This window comes from Rhodococcus sp. Leaf233, from assembly GCF_001426165.1.
GTDB classification, from domain to species: domain Bacteria; phylum Actinomycetota; class Actinomycetes; order Mycobacteriales; family Mycobacteriaceae; genus Rhodococcoides; species Rhodococcoides fascians.
The window spans coordinates 1,001,313-1,016,504 of the sequence record NZ_LMRO01000001.1; the positions used below are offsets into that span (position 1 = coordinate 1,001,313).

The following is a 15,192-nucleotide window of genomic DNA, read 5'->3' on the forward strand; positions in this document are numbered from 1 at the left end:
ACTCCGTCGCCCCGCGACGAATTTATCTTTTAGGCCGAGGCGCCGAGCAGGTGGGCGCAGATCTGGAGGGAGCAGAGGATGGCGGCGATGAAGCCCCGGACCGGGGACGGTCCCCTCGAAGCAACCAAAGAGGGACGAGGAATCGTCATGCGTGTCCCGCTCGAGGGGGGCGGCCGTTTGGTCGTCGAATTGACCCCCGACGAGGCCGCGGCACTCGGTGACGAACTGAAGGGCGTCACCGGCTGATCGCCACGTCGATCGATCATCGCTCAGCCCCGCTCGCCGCACCGGCCAGCGGGGCTTTGTGTTGTGTTCAGCGGTGTTGTGATCAGCGGTGTTGTGATCGGCAGGTCGTTTCCGGGGGAGTGCCGAAGAATCTGTCTCGATACGAAAGAGGTGTTCGATGCTGACCGACGTCGTCGAATTGCTGGTCTGCCCACAGTGCCGCGTCCGTGAGGTCGAGTCGGGCCTGGGTCTCGGTGAGACCGATCGAAGTCTGTGGTGCGATCGTGGTCATTTGTTCGACGTGGCCCGGCAGGGGTACGTCAGCCTGTTGACAGGCGACGGCGGCAAGTTCACCGGTGATTCGGCCGAGATGGTCACAGCCCGTGAGAAGTTCCTCGGTGCCGGTCATTTCGAGCCCATCGCGGCGGCGGTGTCGGCGGCTGTTCCGCCCGAGTCGGACGTGGTCCTCGATGTCGGGGTCGGCACCGGGTATTACCTCGCAGGTGTCCTGGACGCGCGTCCGGCCGCGCTGGGGGTCGGGGTGGACGTGTCCAAGTTCGCGGCACGCCGAGCCGCGCGGTCGCATCCCCGGCTCGGTTGCGTCGTCGCGGACATCTGGAGCGGGCTACCGATTCGGGCGGGTGCCGTGTCTGCGGTGACGTGTGTGTTCTCGCCGCGCAATGCCGGTGAACTGCATCGAGTTCTCGGCGACGACGGCACGTTGGTGGTCGTCACGCCGACGTCGCGGCATCAGCGTGAGCTGCGCGGGCCGCTGGGGCTGATCGGCGTCGAAGAGGACAAGACCCGTCGGCTCGGTGAGTCGCTGTCGGGTCTGTTCGGGTCGGTGGCCGAGACCCCGCTCGAGTACTCGATGATGCTCTCGCACAACGACATCGAGGAACTCATCGGTATGGGGCCGTCGATTCGGCACGGTGACCCCGACGCGCGGTCCGTGGCGTTGAAGGATTTGCCCGACACCGTCCCGGTCACCGCGTCGGTGACGGTGTCGACCTACCGAAAGATCTCTCAGCCCCGACGCGCCAGCGCGTCGTTGTAGACGGCGAGGGTCTGTTTCGCGATCGAGGCCCACGAGAATTCGGCAACGGCCCGCTCGCGGCCGGCCTTGCCCATCGCGGTCGCCAGTGCGGGGTCCAGGGCAACCTCGTTGACGGTGTCGGCGAGGGTTCGCTCGAAGACGTCGGGCTCGTACGAGTTGTAGTGCACCAGCCGTCCGGTGCGGCCGTCGTCGACGACCTCGGGGATGCCGCCGACGTCCGACGCCACGACCGCGGTTTCGCAGGCCATCGCCTCGAGGTTGACGATGCCGAGTGGCTCGTACACCGATGGGCAGACGAATACTGCTGCGGCGGAGAGGATCTGGCGAATCTTGTCGGTGGGGAGCATGTCCTTGACCCAGAAGACCCCGCTGCGTTGCTCGGCCAGCAACGCCACTGCGCGTTCGGTTTCTGCGGCGATCTCCGGAGTGTCGGGCGCGCCCGCGCACAGGACGAGCTGAATCGACGGATCGAAATGGTGTGCCGCGGCGATGAGGTGACCCACGCCCTTCTGTCGAGTGATGCGGCCGACGAACGCGACGATCGGCTTGCTGGGATCCACCCCGATCTCGTCGAGAGTCGACGTGCCGTGATCTGCGTACCACCGCTCGGTGTCGATCCCGTTGCGCACCACGTGGACTCGACTCGGGTCGAGGCGCGGATAAGCGTCGAGCACGTCCTTGGCCATGCCCTCGCTGACGGCGATGACGGCGTCGGCGTATTCCACCGCGTTCTTTTCCGACCATGACGAGATGCGGTAACCGCCGCCCAGCTGCTCGGCCTTCCACGGTCGCCGCGGCTCGAGCGAGTGCGCGGTGAGAATGTGCGGAACGCCGTACAGCTCGGCCGCGAGGTGGCCGGCGAGCCCGGTGTACCAGGTGTGCGAATGCACCACGTCCGCTCCCGCTGCCGCGTTGGCCATCCGCAGTTCCGCCGACAACGTCGTCAGTGCTGCGTTGGCTCCGGCGAGTGCCGGATCGGGATCGTGCACCTGTGCGGTGTCGCGCGGAGCTCCCATGCAGTGGATGTCCACCTCGCACAGCGACTTCAGCTGCGCGGTCAACTCCGTGACATGAACTCCTGCGCCACCGTAGATCTCCGGCGGGTATTCCTTGGTCATCATCGCTACTCGCACGTGAACGAACCTACATTCCCCGGCAGTTGTGCGTGTACTGGTAGCAAGGTTCTCTCGGTGCGGATAGGTTGGGTGGGTGAGGACACAACCGCACGTACTAGGGATTGTGCTTGCCGGCGGAGAGGGTAAGCGCCTTTACCCGATGACCGCGGACCGAGCCAAGCCAGCCGTTCCCTTCGGGGGCGCCTACCGACTCATCGACTTCGTGTTGAGCAATCTCGTGAATGCCGGTTACCTCCGGCTCTGCGTGCTGACTCAGTACAAGTCCCATTCCCTGGACCGCCACATCTCGCAGACGTGGCGACTGTCCGGTTTCGCCGGGGAGTACATCACTCCGGTCCCGGCACAGCAGCGTCTCGGCCCCCGGTGGTACACCGGCAGCGCCGACGCCATCTTCCAGTCGCTGAACCTGGTGTACGACGAGGACCCCGAGTACATCGTGGTCTTCGGTGCCGACCACGTGTACCGAATGGATCCGGAGCAGATGGTGCAGCAGCACATCGACTCCGGCGCGGGCGTCACCGTCGCAGGTATCCGGGTTCCGCGCAGCGAGGCATTCGCGTTCGGCTGCATCGACTCGGACGAGAACGGCAAGATCACCCAGTTCCTGGAGAAGCCGGCGCAGCCGCCCGGTACGCCCGACGACCCGGACGTCACGTATGCGTCGATGGGCAACTACGTGTTCACCACCAAGGTGCTCGTCGATGCCATCAAGGCGGACTCCGAGAACTCCGACTCCGACCACGACATGGGCGGCGACATCATCCCGGCGCTCGTCGAAGCAGGCGTGGCCTCGGTCTACGACTTCAACGACAACGTCGTTCCCGGTGCCACCGAACGCGATCGCGGCTACTGGCGAGACGTCGGCACCATCGACGCTTTCTACGACGCCCACATGGACCTCGTGTCGGTGCATCCCATCTTCAACCTCTACAACCGCCGCTGGCCCATCCGCGGATCGGCCGAGAATCTGCCGCCCGCCAAGTTCGTGCAAGGCGGCCTCGCTCAGGAATCCGTCGTCGGTGCCGGCTGCATTCTCAGCGCCGCCACCGTCCGCAACTCGGTACTGAGCTCGAACGTCATGATCGACAGCGGCGCGACCGTCGAAGGCAGCGTCCTGATGCCCGGAGTCCGGATCGGCAAGGGTGCCGTCGTTCGGCACGCGATCCTGGACAAGAACGTCGTCGTCGGTGACGGCGAAATCGTCGGAGTCGATCTCGAACGCGACCGGGAACGCTTCAACGTCAGTGCCGGGGGAGTCGTCTCCGTCGGCAAGGGCGTCTGGATCTAGAGCAGAGCCTGCGGCATGTGAGTGGAAATTCGTAGCGTGCTACGAATTTCCACTCACATGGTCATGCCCGCGACGCGCAGATCAACCCGTCGCCCAGAGGGAGCAGCACCGTCGTCAGGCGCTCGTCCTCGGCGATGGCACGCGCGGCCGAGCGAACGGCCACCGCAGTCGCGTCGCGCTGAGTCGGGTCGGCAACCCGGCCACCCAGCAATGCGTTGTGCAGCACCAGAACTCCGCCGGGGCGTAGCAACCGCACGCTCTCGGCGACGAAGTGCGGATGGTCCGCAGGGCTGGCGTCGATGAAGACCAGATCGTAGGTGTCGTCGGCCAATCGGGGGAGCACGTCCAACGCCCAGCCGTTGATCAGCCGAGTGCGGGACGGCGCAATTCCCCCTGCCCGGAATGCTTCTCGCGCTGCCCGCTGGTGCTCGGGCTCGGTGTCGATGGTGGTCAGCACACCGTCCGCACGCATACCGTCGAGCAACCACAGGCCACTGATTCCCGCGCCCGTTCCGATTTCGACGACCGTCTTCGCGCCGAGCATCTGAGTGAAGATGCTCAGGATGGCACCGACGGACGGCGGCACCGGAGCGGCACCGAGGTCGACGGCTCGCTCTCTGGCTGCGATCAGAACCTCGTCCTCCTGAGCGGAGTCTTCGGCATAAGCGAGCATCTTCTCGGCGTTGGTCGGCACGTCCCGAGGTTATCGTGCCCGGGGCTCGATCTCACGCACACATTCTCAGGTGGGCCTCAGGTGATTCATACCGGACCCACACGCGGGTCGGTCAGGCTATGGAGGAATCGCAGGTCCGTCTCGATTGCGAAGTGTGAGCTGGAACATCCGAGGGTAGTCGTCGGTTGCATCAGAAGGACGTACGCAGTCCTGAGCAGGAGGATCCAACTATTTACAAGATCAACGGCGATCGCGACATCGCTCGTCTACCCGAGTCCGTGCCCACCCCCGACGACCTCAGCGGCACCGCAGTGTTCGATGCGACCGGCGAGAACTCCACCATGCCGTCCTGGGACGAGCTCGTTCGCGAACACGGCGACCGCGTCTACCGACTCGCGTACCGCCTCTCCGGCAATGCCCAGGACGCCGAGGACCTGACTCAGGACACCTTCATCCGCGTGTTCCGCTCCCTGTCGAACTACCAGCCGGGAACGTTCGAGGGCTGGCTGCACCGCATCACGACCAACCTGTTCCTCGACATGGTTCGTCGCCGCAGCCGTATCCGCATGGAAGCACTGCCCGAGGACTACGACCGTGTTCCGTCGGACCGGCCCAACCCCGAGCAGATCTACCACGACGCTCGCCTCGACCCGGATCTGCAGTCTGCGCTCGATTCGCTGGCACCCGAGTTTCGCGCCGCAATCGTGTTGTGCGACATCGAAGGACTGTCGTACGAAGAGATCGGTGCGACACTGGGCGTCAAGCTCGGAACGGTTCGTAGTCGCATTCACCGTGGCCGTCACGCGCTACGGGAGTACCTTCGAGTGCACGGGAAGGTCGACTCGGGTCACGCAAGTGTCCACTAGCTACGAGGAGGGTTGGATGACGCAGGCACGCAAGCCTCGGCAATTCAGCTCCACCGAACATCTGGCCAGTGAAGCCGTCGCAGCCTACGTCGATGGTGAACTACGAATGCCCGCTCACCTCCGCGCCGCTCACCACCTCTCCGAATGCCCGGAATGCTCGGCCGAGGTCGAGGCGCAGCAGCAGGCGCGTCGTGCGCTGCGCGGAGCAGGCGAGATGTCGATGCCACATTCGCTCCTCGGTTTGCTGAGCCAGATTCCGTCCTGTGCAGGCGAAGACGGGCCCGCTCGATCCAAGCGGTCGTTCATTGCGTCCGTCGAGGCCGTGCGCCGTCGTCGACGCTGACCGCCGCGTTTTCTGCCCGACGAGTCCTCACCTGCATCGAGCTGCCCCGACCGCTCGAGTGATACTGAACTCTCACACCGACGTATGCGAGGGGTAACCGGACGCGTGACATCGAATTCGACCAGCACCGAGACCACAGGCACAGCAGACGAAGGTCCACGGTTGCCGCCGCGTCCGGTCCATCGACCCACCGTCGATCCGGTGTCGGCCTCGGTGTTCGGACGTCCCGATGACGTCGGCGGTTCGTTCTCCCCACGTCGCCCCGACGAACAACTGCCTTCCCGGCTGTCGGTCCGGCCGCCGGACCCCGTCCTGGCCGAGGCCTTCGGACGTCCCGACGACGCCACCGAGTCATTGCAGCGCGACCCTGACGCCGTCGACGAGTCCGACGCCGGCCCCCAGGTTCCGGCCGATCCGTGGCGTGATCCCGCGTCCCGAGTGTCGCTGGGCGGCGCGGCCCTCGACACCCCACCACCTCCTGTACTCCCTCCTGGAACCAAGCTCGGCGTGCGCGACGTCTTGTTCGGGCGATCGGTATCCGTGCGGGCGCTCGTCGTACTCGGTGTCGTTGCCCTCGTCATCGGCTTGGTCGGTGGACTGTTCGGCCGCCTGACCGCCGAAGTGACCGGCGCACTGACCAGCCAGAAAGTGACACTGACCCAGTCCAGTGGCGACGACGTCCCACGCGGCCAGATCAGCAAGGTGGCCGACGCGGTCCTGCCGTCGGTCGTCTCCATTCAGGTGACCCTCGGCGAGACCGGAGGCACCGGCTCGGGCGTCGTGATCGACGCCGACGAGGGCTACATCGTCACGAACAACCACGTGATCTCGCTCGCCGCATCCGACGAAGACAAGTCGACTCTCGAAGTCACCTTCTCCGACGGCACCAAAGTGCCCGGACGCATCGTCGGCCGCGACACCAAGACCGACCTCGCCGTACTCAAGACGGACGTCGGCAACCTCACCGAGGCTCAGCTCGGGCGCTCCGACGACGTCCGCGTCGGCCAGGACGTCATCGCCGTCGGGTCGCCGCTCGGCCTGAACAAGACGGTCACCTCGGGCATCGTCAGTGCGCTCGACCGCCCCGTCGCGCTGTCGGGGGAGGGCACCGACACCAACGCCGTCATCGACGCGGTACAGACCGACGCAGCCATCAACCCGGGTAACTCCGGTGGCCCCCTCATCGACTTCGAAGGTCGCGTCATCGGCATCAACTCCGCCATCCGAAGCGAGAGCGGCGGATCGGTGGGACTGGGCTTCGCGATACCCGTCGACGAGGTCACCGAAGTAGCGCAGGCCCTGATTCGGGACGGCGTCATGCGGCACCCGGATTTCGGGATCAACGCGCGTTCGGTGATCAACGAAACCTCGGCCGGCGCAGAAGTTGCCAACGTCCGGGCCGGTGGGCCGGCCCAGCAAGCCGGAATCGTCGAAGGGGACGTCATCACCAAGGTCGGCGACCGCTCGGTGGGGGACGCGGACGAGCTCGTCGTCGCGGTGCAGGAAACCACGATCGGCCAGGCGGTGCCGGTGCAACTCGTCCGCTCCGGACGGCTGGTGGACCTGTCCGTCACGCCGGTTTCCGACTGACGACGTAGGCTGGCACCCGTGTTCGGCAACATCGGTTGGGGAGAGCTCGTCATTCTCCTCGTAGCAGCTCTGGTCATCCTCGGCCCGGATCGTCTCCCCGGTGCCATCAGCTGGGTGTCCAAATCCCTCCGCCAGGTCAAGGACTACGCCAACGGCGCGAGCCAACAACTCAAGGACGAGCTCGGCACCGACTTCGAGGACCTGCGTAAGCCCCTCGCCGACCTCAACCAACTCCGCGGCATGACACCCCGAGCCGTGATCACCAAACACCTGCTCGACGGCGACGACTCGGTCTTCAAGAACCCGCTGGACGACACCTTCAAGGGCAAGCCCTTCGAGACGAAGCCGAAGAACGTCGGCGGGCCCACCCCGCAGAACGGCGTGTCCTCGGGCAGTACATCCGGGGGAGCCGTGTCGATGAGCAAGAACGAACCGAAACTCGCGGCGGGCGATACCCCGCCCATCGACGCGGACGCCACGTAGGCATAGCCCCAACCGGCCCGACGAACCACCCAGTCTGCAGGCTGCGCCCGCCCGACCGCTGCGCCCCCCCGTCGGATGAATGTGGGATTCAGTCGCTCTGAGTGCAACAAAGGCGCATTGATCCGCGGCGGGGCGGGGCGGCGGGAGCGGGCGGGCCAGTGGCTAGAGCACCTTGTTCAGGAAGTCCTGGGTGCGTGGGTTCTGCGGGTTCCCGAACAGCTCGTCGGGTGTTCCCTCTTCGACGATGACGCCCTCGGCCATGAAGATCACTCGATCCGCGACCTCACGCGCGAAGCCCATTTCGTGGGTGACGACCACCATCGTCATACCGCCCTTGGCGAGGTCGCGCAGTACCTGCAGAACTTCGCCGACCATTTCGGGGTCCAGGGCGCTGGTGGCTTCGTCGAACAGCATGATCGACGGGTTCATGGCCAGTGCCCGCGCGATGGCCACGCGTTGCTTCTGCCCACCGGATAGGTTGGCGGGCTTGTAGTCGGCACGCTCGGACAGTCCTACCTGTTCGAGCAGCTGCAGGGCCGCGTCCTTGGCCTGCGACTTCGTCATTTTCTTGGTTTCGACGGGTGCGAGCATGACGTTCTCGAGGGCTGTCATGTGCGGGAAGAGGTTGAAGTGCTGGAACACCATGCCGATGTTCTGGCGCACCTTGTCCAGGTCCACGTTCTTCGCCGTCAGGTCGGTTCCGTCGACGACGACCGATCCGGCGGTGATGTCTTCCAGCTTGTTCAGGCAGCGTAGGAACGTGCTCTTGCCGGAGCCGGACGGTCCGATCACGCAGACCACTTCACCGTTGGCGATCTCGGCGTCGATGCCCTTGAGAACCGTGTTGTCGCCGAACGCCTTCTGCAGGGCCTTGATCGAGATCTTCGTTCCCGGACCTTTGTCGACCGGCAGGTCCTTGGTCAGTTCGGTGCTCATTTGTTGATCCTCTTCTCGAGCCGGTTCGACAGCTTGGTGAGAGCCATGATGATGATGAAGTACAGGACGCCGACGATGAGCCACATGTTGAACGACTCGAAGTTGCGAGCGATGATCAGACGACCGGTCTGCGTCAGCTCGGCGAGGCCGATGACCGAGAGCAGCGATGTGTCCTTGAGTGTGATGACGAACTGATTGATGTACGACGGGATCATCGTGCGAATTGCCTGTGGCATCACCACTTTTCGCATCGACTTGAGGTAGCTGATGCCGAGGCTGCGGGACGCCTCCATCTGGCCCTTGTCGACGGCGAGGATGCCGCCGCGGACGATCTCGGCCATGTACGCACCGGCGTTGAGCGAGAGTGTGATGATGCCTGCGGTGAACGCCGACATCTGGAAGTTCAGTGCCGCGGGTACGCCGAAGTAGATGAAGAATGCCTGCACCAGAAGTGGTGTGCCACGGAAGATGTCGACGTAGGTGGTTCCGATGCCGCGGAGCACGATGTTGGTCGAGACGCGGAACAGGCCGAAGATGCCGCCGAGTACCAACGCGATGGCGATGGAGATGACGGTCAGCACGATCGTGAGCCACAGACCCTTGAGCAGCAACTGCCAGCTGCTGGCGATCAGGCCGGGGATGGAGGTGTCGGCGGTGGACGCGTCGGCGTTGAGGTAGGTGTCGAGAATTTCGTCGTACTGGCCGTTGGCGCGCAGGTTTTCGAGGCCGGTGTTGAACTGGTCGAGCAATTGGGCGTTGGTGCCCTTGGCGACGGCGAATCCGTAACTGGCACCGGCTTCTTTCTCGGTGACCGTCTTGAAGCCGTTGCCCTGGGTGATGCCGTAGGCGAGCACCGGGTAGTCCTCGAAGGCCGCTGCGGAGTTTCCGGTGCGCACTTCCTCGAACATGGTCGCGGAGTCGTCGAAGCTGCGGATGGTGAAGCCGTACTGATCGGCGATCGACGTCGCGAACGTCGCACCCTCGGTGCCGTTCTTGACCGCGACCGACTTACCGCGCAGGTCTTCGTAGCCCTTGATCTCGTCGTTCGAATCCAGAATCGCCATCTGGACACCGGAATCGAAGTACGGATCGGAGAAGTCGAAGGTGGCCTTGCGCTCGTCGGTGATCGACATGCCGGCGATCATTCCGTTGAACTGGCCGCTGGTGACGCCCTGGAGTGCGGTGTCGAATCCGACCTGCTCGACGGTGTAGTCGAAGCCTTGGTCGACGGCGATGGCCGCGAGCAGGTCCATGTCGATTCCGACGAGTTTGCCTGTCTCGTCCTGGAATTCGAAGGGCGCGAACGTGGTGTCTGTCGCGATCGAATAATTCTGGGCAGGCGGGGCAGGTTGGGCCGACGCCAGCGCGGGACCGAGTACGGATCCCAGCAGGGTCATCAGCAGTGCGATCAGTACCGGAACGACGACCGGCCTGACCCGATGCGGCTTCTTCATGAAGGCCACTCTCTATCGACAGTAGGATTGAAGGCAAATCATAAGGCTCCAACCCTGTTCCCCGCGTCGTTTGTCGGGTATAAGCGCCTGCCTTACAGTTTCCGAGTTGTGTCGATTCCCAGCGACATTCCCACCAGTCCGCGCTCGCGCACGGCAAGTTTTCCGGCGACCGCCTCGAGTGCTTGTGCCGCAGGCGAATTCGGGTGGCCCAATACGATCGGAGTGCCGGCGTCGCCGCCTTCACGGACGGCGGTGTCGAGCGGAATCTGGCCCAGCAGAGGCACCTTGGCACCCACGGCCTTGGTGAGGCGATCCGATACGTCCTGTCCGCCACCGGATCCGAAGATATCCATCCGGGTACCGTCGGGCAGCTCGAGCCACGACATGTTCTCCACGACGCCCGCGACGCGCTGACGCGTCTGCAGTGCGATCGCTCCGGCGCGCTCGGCGACCTCGGCAGCGGCTTGCTGAGGGGTGGTGACCACGAGGATCTCTGCGTTCGGAATTAGTTGTGCGACAGAGATTGCCACGTCGCCGGTGCCGGGCGGAAGATCGAGGAGGAGCACGTCCAGGTCGCCCCAGAACACGTCGGCGAGGAATTGCTGCAAGGCCCGGTGCAGCATGGGTCCGCGCCAGACGACCGGGGTGTTGCCCTCGGTGAACTGAGCGATCGAGATGAACTTCACGCCATGCGCCTGCGGCGGCATGATCATCTTCTCCACCTGCGTGGGTCGCGCGTCGTTGCCGAGCATGCGGGGAACGGAATGGCCGTAGATGTCGGCGTCGAGCACACCCACCGACAGGCCGCGGGCGGACAGGGACGCGGCAAGGTTGACCGTCACGCTGGACTTACCCACGCCGCCCTTGCCCGACGCCACCGCGTACACGCGCGTCAGCGATCCGGGTTGCGCGAAGGGAATGACCGGCTCGGCGGAATCGCCGCGCAGGGACTTGCGCAGTGCGGTGCGTTGCTCGTCGTTCATCACGTCGAGTTCGACCGTCACGGTGCCCACACCCTCGACGTCGGCGACGGCGTTCTTCACGCGATCGCTGATCTCGGTCTTCATCGGGCAACCGGAGGTCGTCAAGTAGATGCCGACGCCGACGGCTCCGTCGGCGGCGATGTCGATGCTCTTGACCATGCCGAGGTCGGTGATGGGTTTACGGATCTCGGGGTCGATGACCTTCGTCAGCGCGGTCCGAACGTCGGATTCGGTCAGTACAGCCATTGCTTCATGCTAGGCGGTGCGCCGACTCCCGATGAACAGCAGGGCAGCTCGATCTAGTGCTGCGTTGAATTCAGTGAATCCGCGGCAGCTGGTCCGAGGAGGGCACGATGCCGGTGGCGTAACCGGCCGACCATGCGAGCACGTTCGCCACGTAGGCCATCGAATTGTTGTAGCGCAGGATTGCTCGGGTGGTCGAGGCCAGGTCGCGGGCGTTGGTGCCGTCGTCGCACAGGTACATACCGGTGGCCAGGGCCGCGTCGTACAGGTTCTGTGGGTCGGAGACTCCGTCGCCGTTGCCGTCGGCGTGGTAGAGGTTCCACGTAGAGGGCAGGAATTGCATCGGGCCGACTGCGCGGTCGTACTGGGTGTCGCCGTCGAGCGCGCCGCCGTCGGTGTCACGAATCACCTGATTGCCGGCGAGGGTGCCGTTGAGAACCGGCCCGAGAATGGGCTCGTGCAGTTCGCCCGAGTCGTCGACCTTGCCGTTGTTGGCGTGGGTGGACTCGACGCGGCCGATGCCGGCGATGACGGTCCAGCTGATGCCGCAGCCGGGCTGCTGCTGGGCCAGGATGCGCTCGGCGTTCTTGTAGGCGGAGACGTTGACGACCGGGATCGCGATGGGGCTGACAGCAAGGTTGGTGGGCAGCTCGGGTGTGGGCGGGATCTCGGGAGCCGGGGCGGGCGCGGGGACCGGGGCGGGTGTCGGCAGCTCGGCCTGAGCCACCGGCTGCGCCTGCTGGTCCTGGGCGATCGGCTGCGGGGTCTCGACCACGGAGTTCGATTCCTGTGCGGCCGGGGCCGTCTTGGCGGTGACGAACGGGATGTATTCGGTGGCTCCGGCGCTGGTCGCGGCCGTGACGAGTCCTGCGGGGACGAGGCCTGCCAGAGCAATCACCGAGTTCCGTCGAACCTTGGAATTCGATGCTTTTCTGTGACGACCCACGCGCGCTGTACCTCCTGATTTCCCCGGATGATCTCCGGGGCCCGACCTGATGACCGGGATCGAGGGTACCTGATTCGAGACTGTTCCGTTATCGGGCCGTTACCAGGCGCGGAGCGGTGCGCGGTCTATTGCGGGTCGGTCTCGCCCGACGCGTCGTCGGCCAGGCGCGCGGCCGCTTTCTTGCGCGCCTTCTTCGGTGCGTTGGCGGGTTGACCCGTCGCTTGTTCCAGCAACGCCCTGATGTCGTCGAGTTCGCGGCGCAAATAGTCACGGGTGGCGACTTCACCGACGGCGATACGCAGAGCTGCGAGCTCCCGCGCGAGGAACTCGGTGTCGGCCTTGGTCTGCTGAGCCCGCGACCGATCCTCTTCGAGAGAGACGCGGTCGCGGTCGTCCTGCCGATTCTGGGCGAGCAGGATCAACGGCGCGGCGTACGCGGCCTGCGTCGAGAAGGCGAGGTTGAGCAGGATGAAGGGATACGGGTCCCACTGCAGATTGACGGCCACGACGTTGAGGAAGATCCAGACGATGACGATGCCGGTCTGAATCGCCAGATAGCGTCCGGTGCCCAAGAACCTGGCGGCTTTCTCACCCGACTTGCCGAGATCGAAGTCGAAGTTGACGTTGAACAGCCGCGAACCGCGCGGCGTGTCCATTCTCTGGCGTGCTGTTTCTTTCACTGTCCGGCCACTTCCTGATCTCGCCAGTCCTCGGGCAGCAGGTGATCGAGGACGTCGTCCACGGTCACGGCCCCGACCAGGTGATCCTCGTCGTCGACCACCGGGCCGCAGACGAGGTTGTACGTCGCGAAGTACCGCGTCACCGCGGTCAGGCTGTCCTCGGGGGACAGCCGCGGGAGTGCGCTGTCCACGACTCCGCCCACCAGGCTCGCCGGGGGTTCTCGCAACAGTTGCTGCAGGTGAACACAGCCCAGATATGGGCCGGTCGGTGTTGCGGTCGGCGGCCGCACCACGAACACGAGTGAGGCCAGCGCAGGCGTCAGGTCGGGGTTGCGTACCCGAGCGAGGGCCTCGGCCACCGTCGTCGACGCGGTGAGGATCACGGGCTCGGGCGTCATCAGACCGCCGGCGGTGTCGGGGGAGTGCTCGAGCAGGCGGCGCACCGGCGCGGAGTCCTCTGGATCCATCAGTCGCAGAAGCGATTCCGCTTCGGTCTCGGGCAGCTCGCCGAGGAGGTCGGCAGCGTCGTCGGGGTCCATGGCCTCGAGCACGTCGGCACCACGGTCGACTCCGAGGTAGTGCATCAGCTCCACCTGATCGTCGTCGGGCAATTCCTGGACGACGTCGGCGAGGCGCTCGTCGTCCAATGCCCGCGCCACCTCCATGCGGCGCTTGACGGGGAGCTCGCGCATGGCATTCGCCACGTCGGCGGCGCGCAGGTCCTCGAACTGCATCAACAGCTGCGCCACACCCTGGTCGGGCATCGACAGTTCGTTCTGCGTGAGCCCCTGCACGTGTTGCCAGTCGACGACGTGGATGGCACCGCGCCGCGCAAGGCGTTGGCGCTGCTTACGCACCGCCACGCGTGCGACCTTCCAGTCTCGAGTTCGGGTGAGCTCGATGCCGAGATCGACGACGACGGAATCGGTGTCGTGCAACTCGTCGAGTTCGGGATCGTCGACGCGGACCTTGGAGTCGAGGATCTGCGCGAACACCAGAATCTCGTTCGCGCGCTGAGTGAATCGGCGCAGACTGACGTTGCCGGTGGTGAGCTGGACGGAGTTGGGCTCGATGCTGGTCACTCGTAGCATCGGGACGAAAATTCTTCGGCGCGTTGCCAATTCGACCACGAGTCCGAGGACTCGCGGCTGTGCCCTGCCCACGCGCATGGAGACCACCACGTCGCGCACTCGCCCGATCGATTCGCCGTCGGGGCCCAGGACGCCGAGGCCGGCGAGCCTGGCCGCGAATACCTTGCTCAGTGCTGCCATGATGGCAAGGTTAGAGGCAGGGCAATACAGCGGGTGAATCAGACAGGGGTAGTGCTTTCGATGGGTGCTTCGGGATTGCGTCGATCGGTACTGGCCGTTCCGGGCAGTTCGGACAAGATGATCGCCAAGGCCAAGGGCCTGCCTGCCGACGCGATCTTCCTCGATCTCGAAGATGCCGTCGCGCCGATCGCCAAGGTCGAGGCCCGCGCACGCATCGTCGACGCGTTGAACTCCGACGGGTGGGGCGATCAGCTCAAGGTCGTGCGCGTGAACGACTGGACGACGCAGTGGACGTACGGAGACGTCATCGACGTCGTCTCCGGGGCGGGTGGAAATCTCGACGCCATCCTGTTGCCGAAGGTCGAGGGTGGCGCGCACGTACAGGCGTTGGATCTGTTGCTCACTCAGCTCGAGAAGGAGCACGGTCTCGACGTCGGGGCCATCGGCATCGAGCCGCAGATCGAGAGCGCACGCAGCCTGCGCAACATCGACGAGATCGCAACCGCGAGCCCCCGGGTGCAGACGTTGGTGTTCGGGCCGGCCGACCTGATGGCGAGCGTCAACATGCGCACCCTCGTCGTCGGGGAACAGCCGGTGGGATACGACACCGGCGACGCCTATCACCACATTCTGATGACGATCCTGCTGGCGGCTCGGACGCACGGATTGCAGGCGATCGACGGCCCGTACCTGCAGATTCGTGATCTCGACGCGTTTCGCCGGGCCGCGGGACGGACGGCCGGCCTCGGGTTCGACGGCAAGTGGGTGCTGCACCCGACGCAGATCGAGGCGGCCAACGAGATCTTCGCGCCACGACAGGACGATTACGACAAGGCCGAGATGATTCTCGACGCCTACGAGTTCCATACCTCGGCGGCGGGCGGCGCTCGCGGTGCGGTGATGCTCGGCGACGAGATGATCGACGAGGCGAGCCGCAAGATGGCGCTGGTCGTCTCGGCGAAGGGCCGCGCGGCCGGTCTGACACGCACGACGACGTTCGAGCCGCCGATCTCCTGAT

The 15,192-nt window shown here is 65.1% G+C and carries 16 protein-coding genes; 8 read left to right on the forward strand and 8 right to left on the reverse strand.

Annotation, left to right across the window (positions count from 1 at the left end; genetic code table 11):
• Positions 1-78 precede the first annotated feature (78 nt).
• Positions 79-246: a DUF3117 domain-containing protein gene (locus tag ASH04_RS26040; RefSeq protein ID WP_008714277.1), complete on the forward strand. Its 168-nt coding sequence runs from the start codon at positions 79-81 to the stop codon at positions 244-246.
• Positions 247-403: 157 nt separating this feature from the next.
• Positions 404-1,282 carry a methyltransferase domain-containing protein gene (locus ASH04_RS04940; RefSeq protein ID WP_057472852.1) on the forward strand — a complete coding sequence of 293 codons (879 nt, stop codon included), beginning with the start codon at positions 404-406 and terminating at the stop codon, positions 1,280-1,282.
• Here ASH04_RS04940 and glgA read toward each other — a convergent pair.
• Complete coding sequence (gene glgA, locus ASH04_RS04945) at positions 1,252-2,415, reverse strand: glycogen synthase (protein WP_027498054.1); 1,164 nt, start codon at positions 2,413-2,415, stop codon at positions 1,252-1,254. The two genes, ASH04_RS04940 and glgA, sit on opposite strands and share 31 nt — an antisense overlap.
• Positions 2,416-2,491: 76 nt before the next feature.
• On the opposite strand from glgA, the gene glgC reads away from it, so the two are divergent.
• Complete coding sequence (gene glgC, locus ASH04_RS04950) at positions 2,492-3,706, forward strand: glucose-1-phosphate adenylyltransferase (protein ID WP_027498053.1); 1,215 nt, start codon at positions 2,492-2,494, stop codon at positions 3,704-3,706.
• Positions 3,707-3,767: 61 nt separating this feature from the next.
• Here the strand turns inward: glgC and ASH04_RS04955 are convergent, their stop codons facing one another.
• A complete protein-coding gene (locus tag ASH04_RS04955; RefSeq protein ID WP_032365496.1) occupies positions 3,768-4,379 on the reverse strand; it encodes an O-methyltransferase in 612 nt (203 codons plus the stop codon).
• Between the two features lie 239 nt (positions 4,380-4,618).
• Between ASH04_RS04955 and sigE the strand changes: the two genes are divergently transcribed.
• The 4 genes from sigE (at position 4,619) to tatB (ending at position 7,661) form a co-directional block, all read left to right on the forward strand.
• Positions 4,619-5,245, forward strand: a complete 627-nt coding sequence (gene sigE / locus ASH04_RS04960) for an RNA polymerase sigma factor SigE (RefSeq protein ID WP_045840779.1) — start codon at positions 4,619-4,621, stop codon at positions 5,243-5,245.
• A 16-nt stretch (positions 5,246-5,261) separates the two neighbouring features.
• Positions 5,262-5,588, forward strand: a complete 327-nt coding sequence (locus ASH04_RS04965) for a hypothetical protein (protein WP_057472947.1) — start codon at positions 5,262-5,264, stop codon at positions 5,586-5,588.
• Positions 5,589-5,672: 84 nt separating this feature from the next.
• On the forward strand, positions 5,673-7,178 hold the full coding sequence (locus ASH04_RS04970; protein WP_032383844.1) for a S1C family serine protease: 1,506 nt from the start codon (positions 5,673-5,675) through the stop codon (positions 7,176-7,178).
• A gap of 18 nt (positions 7,179-7,196) precedes the next feature.
• Complete coding sequence (tatB, locus tag ASH04_RS04975; RefSeq protein WP_057472853.1) at positions 7,197-7,661, forward strand: Sec-independent protein translocase protein TatB; 465 nt, start codon at positions 7,197-7,199, stop codon at positions 7,659-7,661.
• Positions 7,662-7,823: 162 nt separating this feature from the next.
• Here tatB and ASH04_RS04980 read toward each other — a convergent pair whose 3' ends face one another.
• From ASH04_RS04980 to ASH04_RS05005, 6 genes are all read right to left on the reverse strand, one after another.
• Positions 7,824-8,597: an amino acid ABC transporter ATP-binding protein gene (locus ASH04_RS04980; protein WP_051365249.1), complete on the reverse strand. Its 774-nt coding sequence runs from the start codon at positions 8,595-8,597 to the stop codon at positions 7,824-7,826.
• A complete protein-coding gene (locus ASH04_RS04985; protein ID WP_027498046.1) occupies positions 8,594-10,051 on the reverse strand; it encodes an amino acid ABC transporter substrate-binding protein/permease in 1,458 nt (485 codons plus the stop codon). The genes ASH04_RS04980 and ASH04_RS04985 overlap by 4 nt, the downstream gene beginning before the upstream one ends.
• Before the next feature lie 92 nt (positions 10,052-10,143).
• Positions 10,144-11,280, reverse strand: a complete 1,137-nt coding sequence (locus tag ASH04_RS04990) for an Mrp/NBP35 family ATP-binding protein (RefSeq protein ID WP_057472854.1) — start codon at positions 11,278-11,280, stop codon at positions 10,144-10,146.
• 70 nt (positions 11,281-11,350) lie between these two features.
• Complete coding sequence (locus tag ASH04_RS04995; RefSeq protein WP_027498044.1) at positions 11,351-12,223, reverse strand: lytic transglycosylase domain-containing protein; 873 nt, start codon at positions 12,221-12,223, stop codon at positions 11,351-11,353.
• Positions 12,224-12,348: 125 nt separating this feature from the next.
• Positions 12,349-12,879 (reverse strand): DUF1003 domain-containing protein, encoded by a 531-nt coding sequence (locus ASH04_RS05000; protein ID WP_045840756.1) that lies wholly within the window; start codon positions 12,877-12,879, stop codon positions 12,349-12,351.
• A gap of 20 nt (positions 12,880-12,899) precedes the next feature.
• Positions 12,900-14,174, reverse strand: a complete 1,275-nt coding sequence (locus ASH04_RS05005) for a magnesium transporter MgtE N-terminal domain-containing protein (protein ID WP_027498042.1) — start codon at positions 14,172-14,174, stop codon at positions 12,900-12,902.
• Positions 14,175-14,234: 60 nt separating this feature from the next.
• Here ASH04_RS05005 and ASH04_RS05010 point away from each other — a divergent pair, with 60 nt between their 5' ends.
• Complete coding sequence (locus ASH04_RS05010) at positions 14,235-15,191, forward strand: HpcH/HpaI aldolase/citrate lyase family protein (RefSeq protein ID WP_057472855.1); 957 nt, start codon at positions 14,235-14,237, stop codon at positions 15,189-15,191.
• Position 15,192 lies beyond the last annotated feature (1 nt).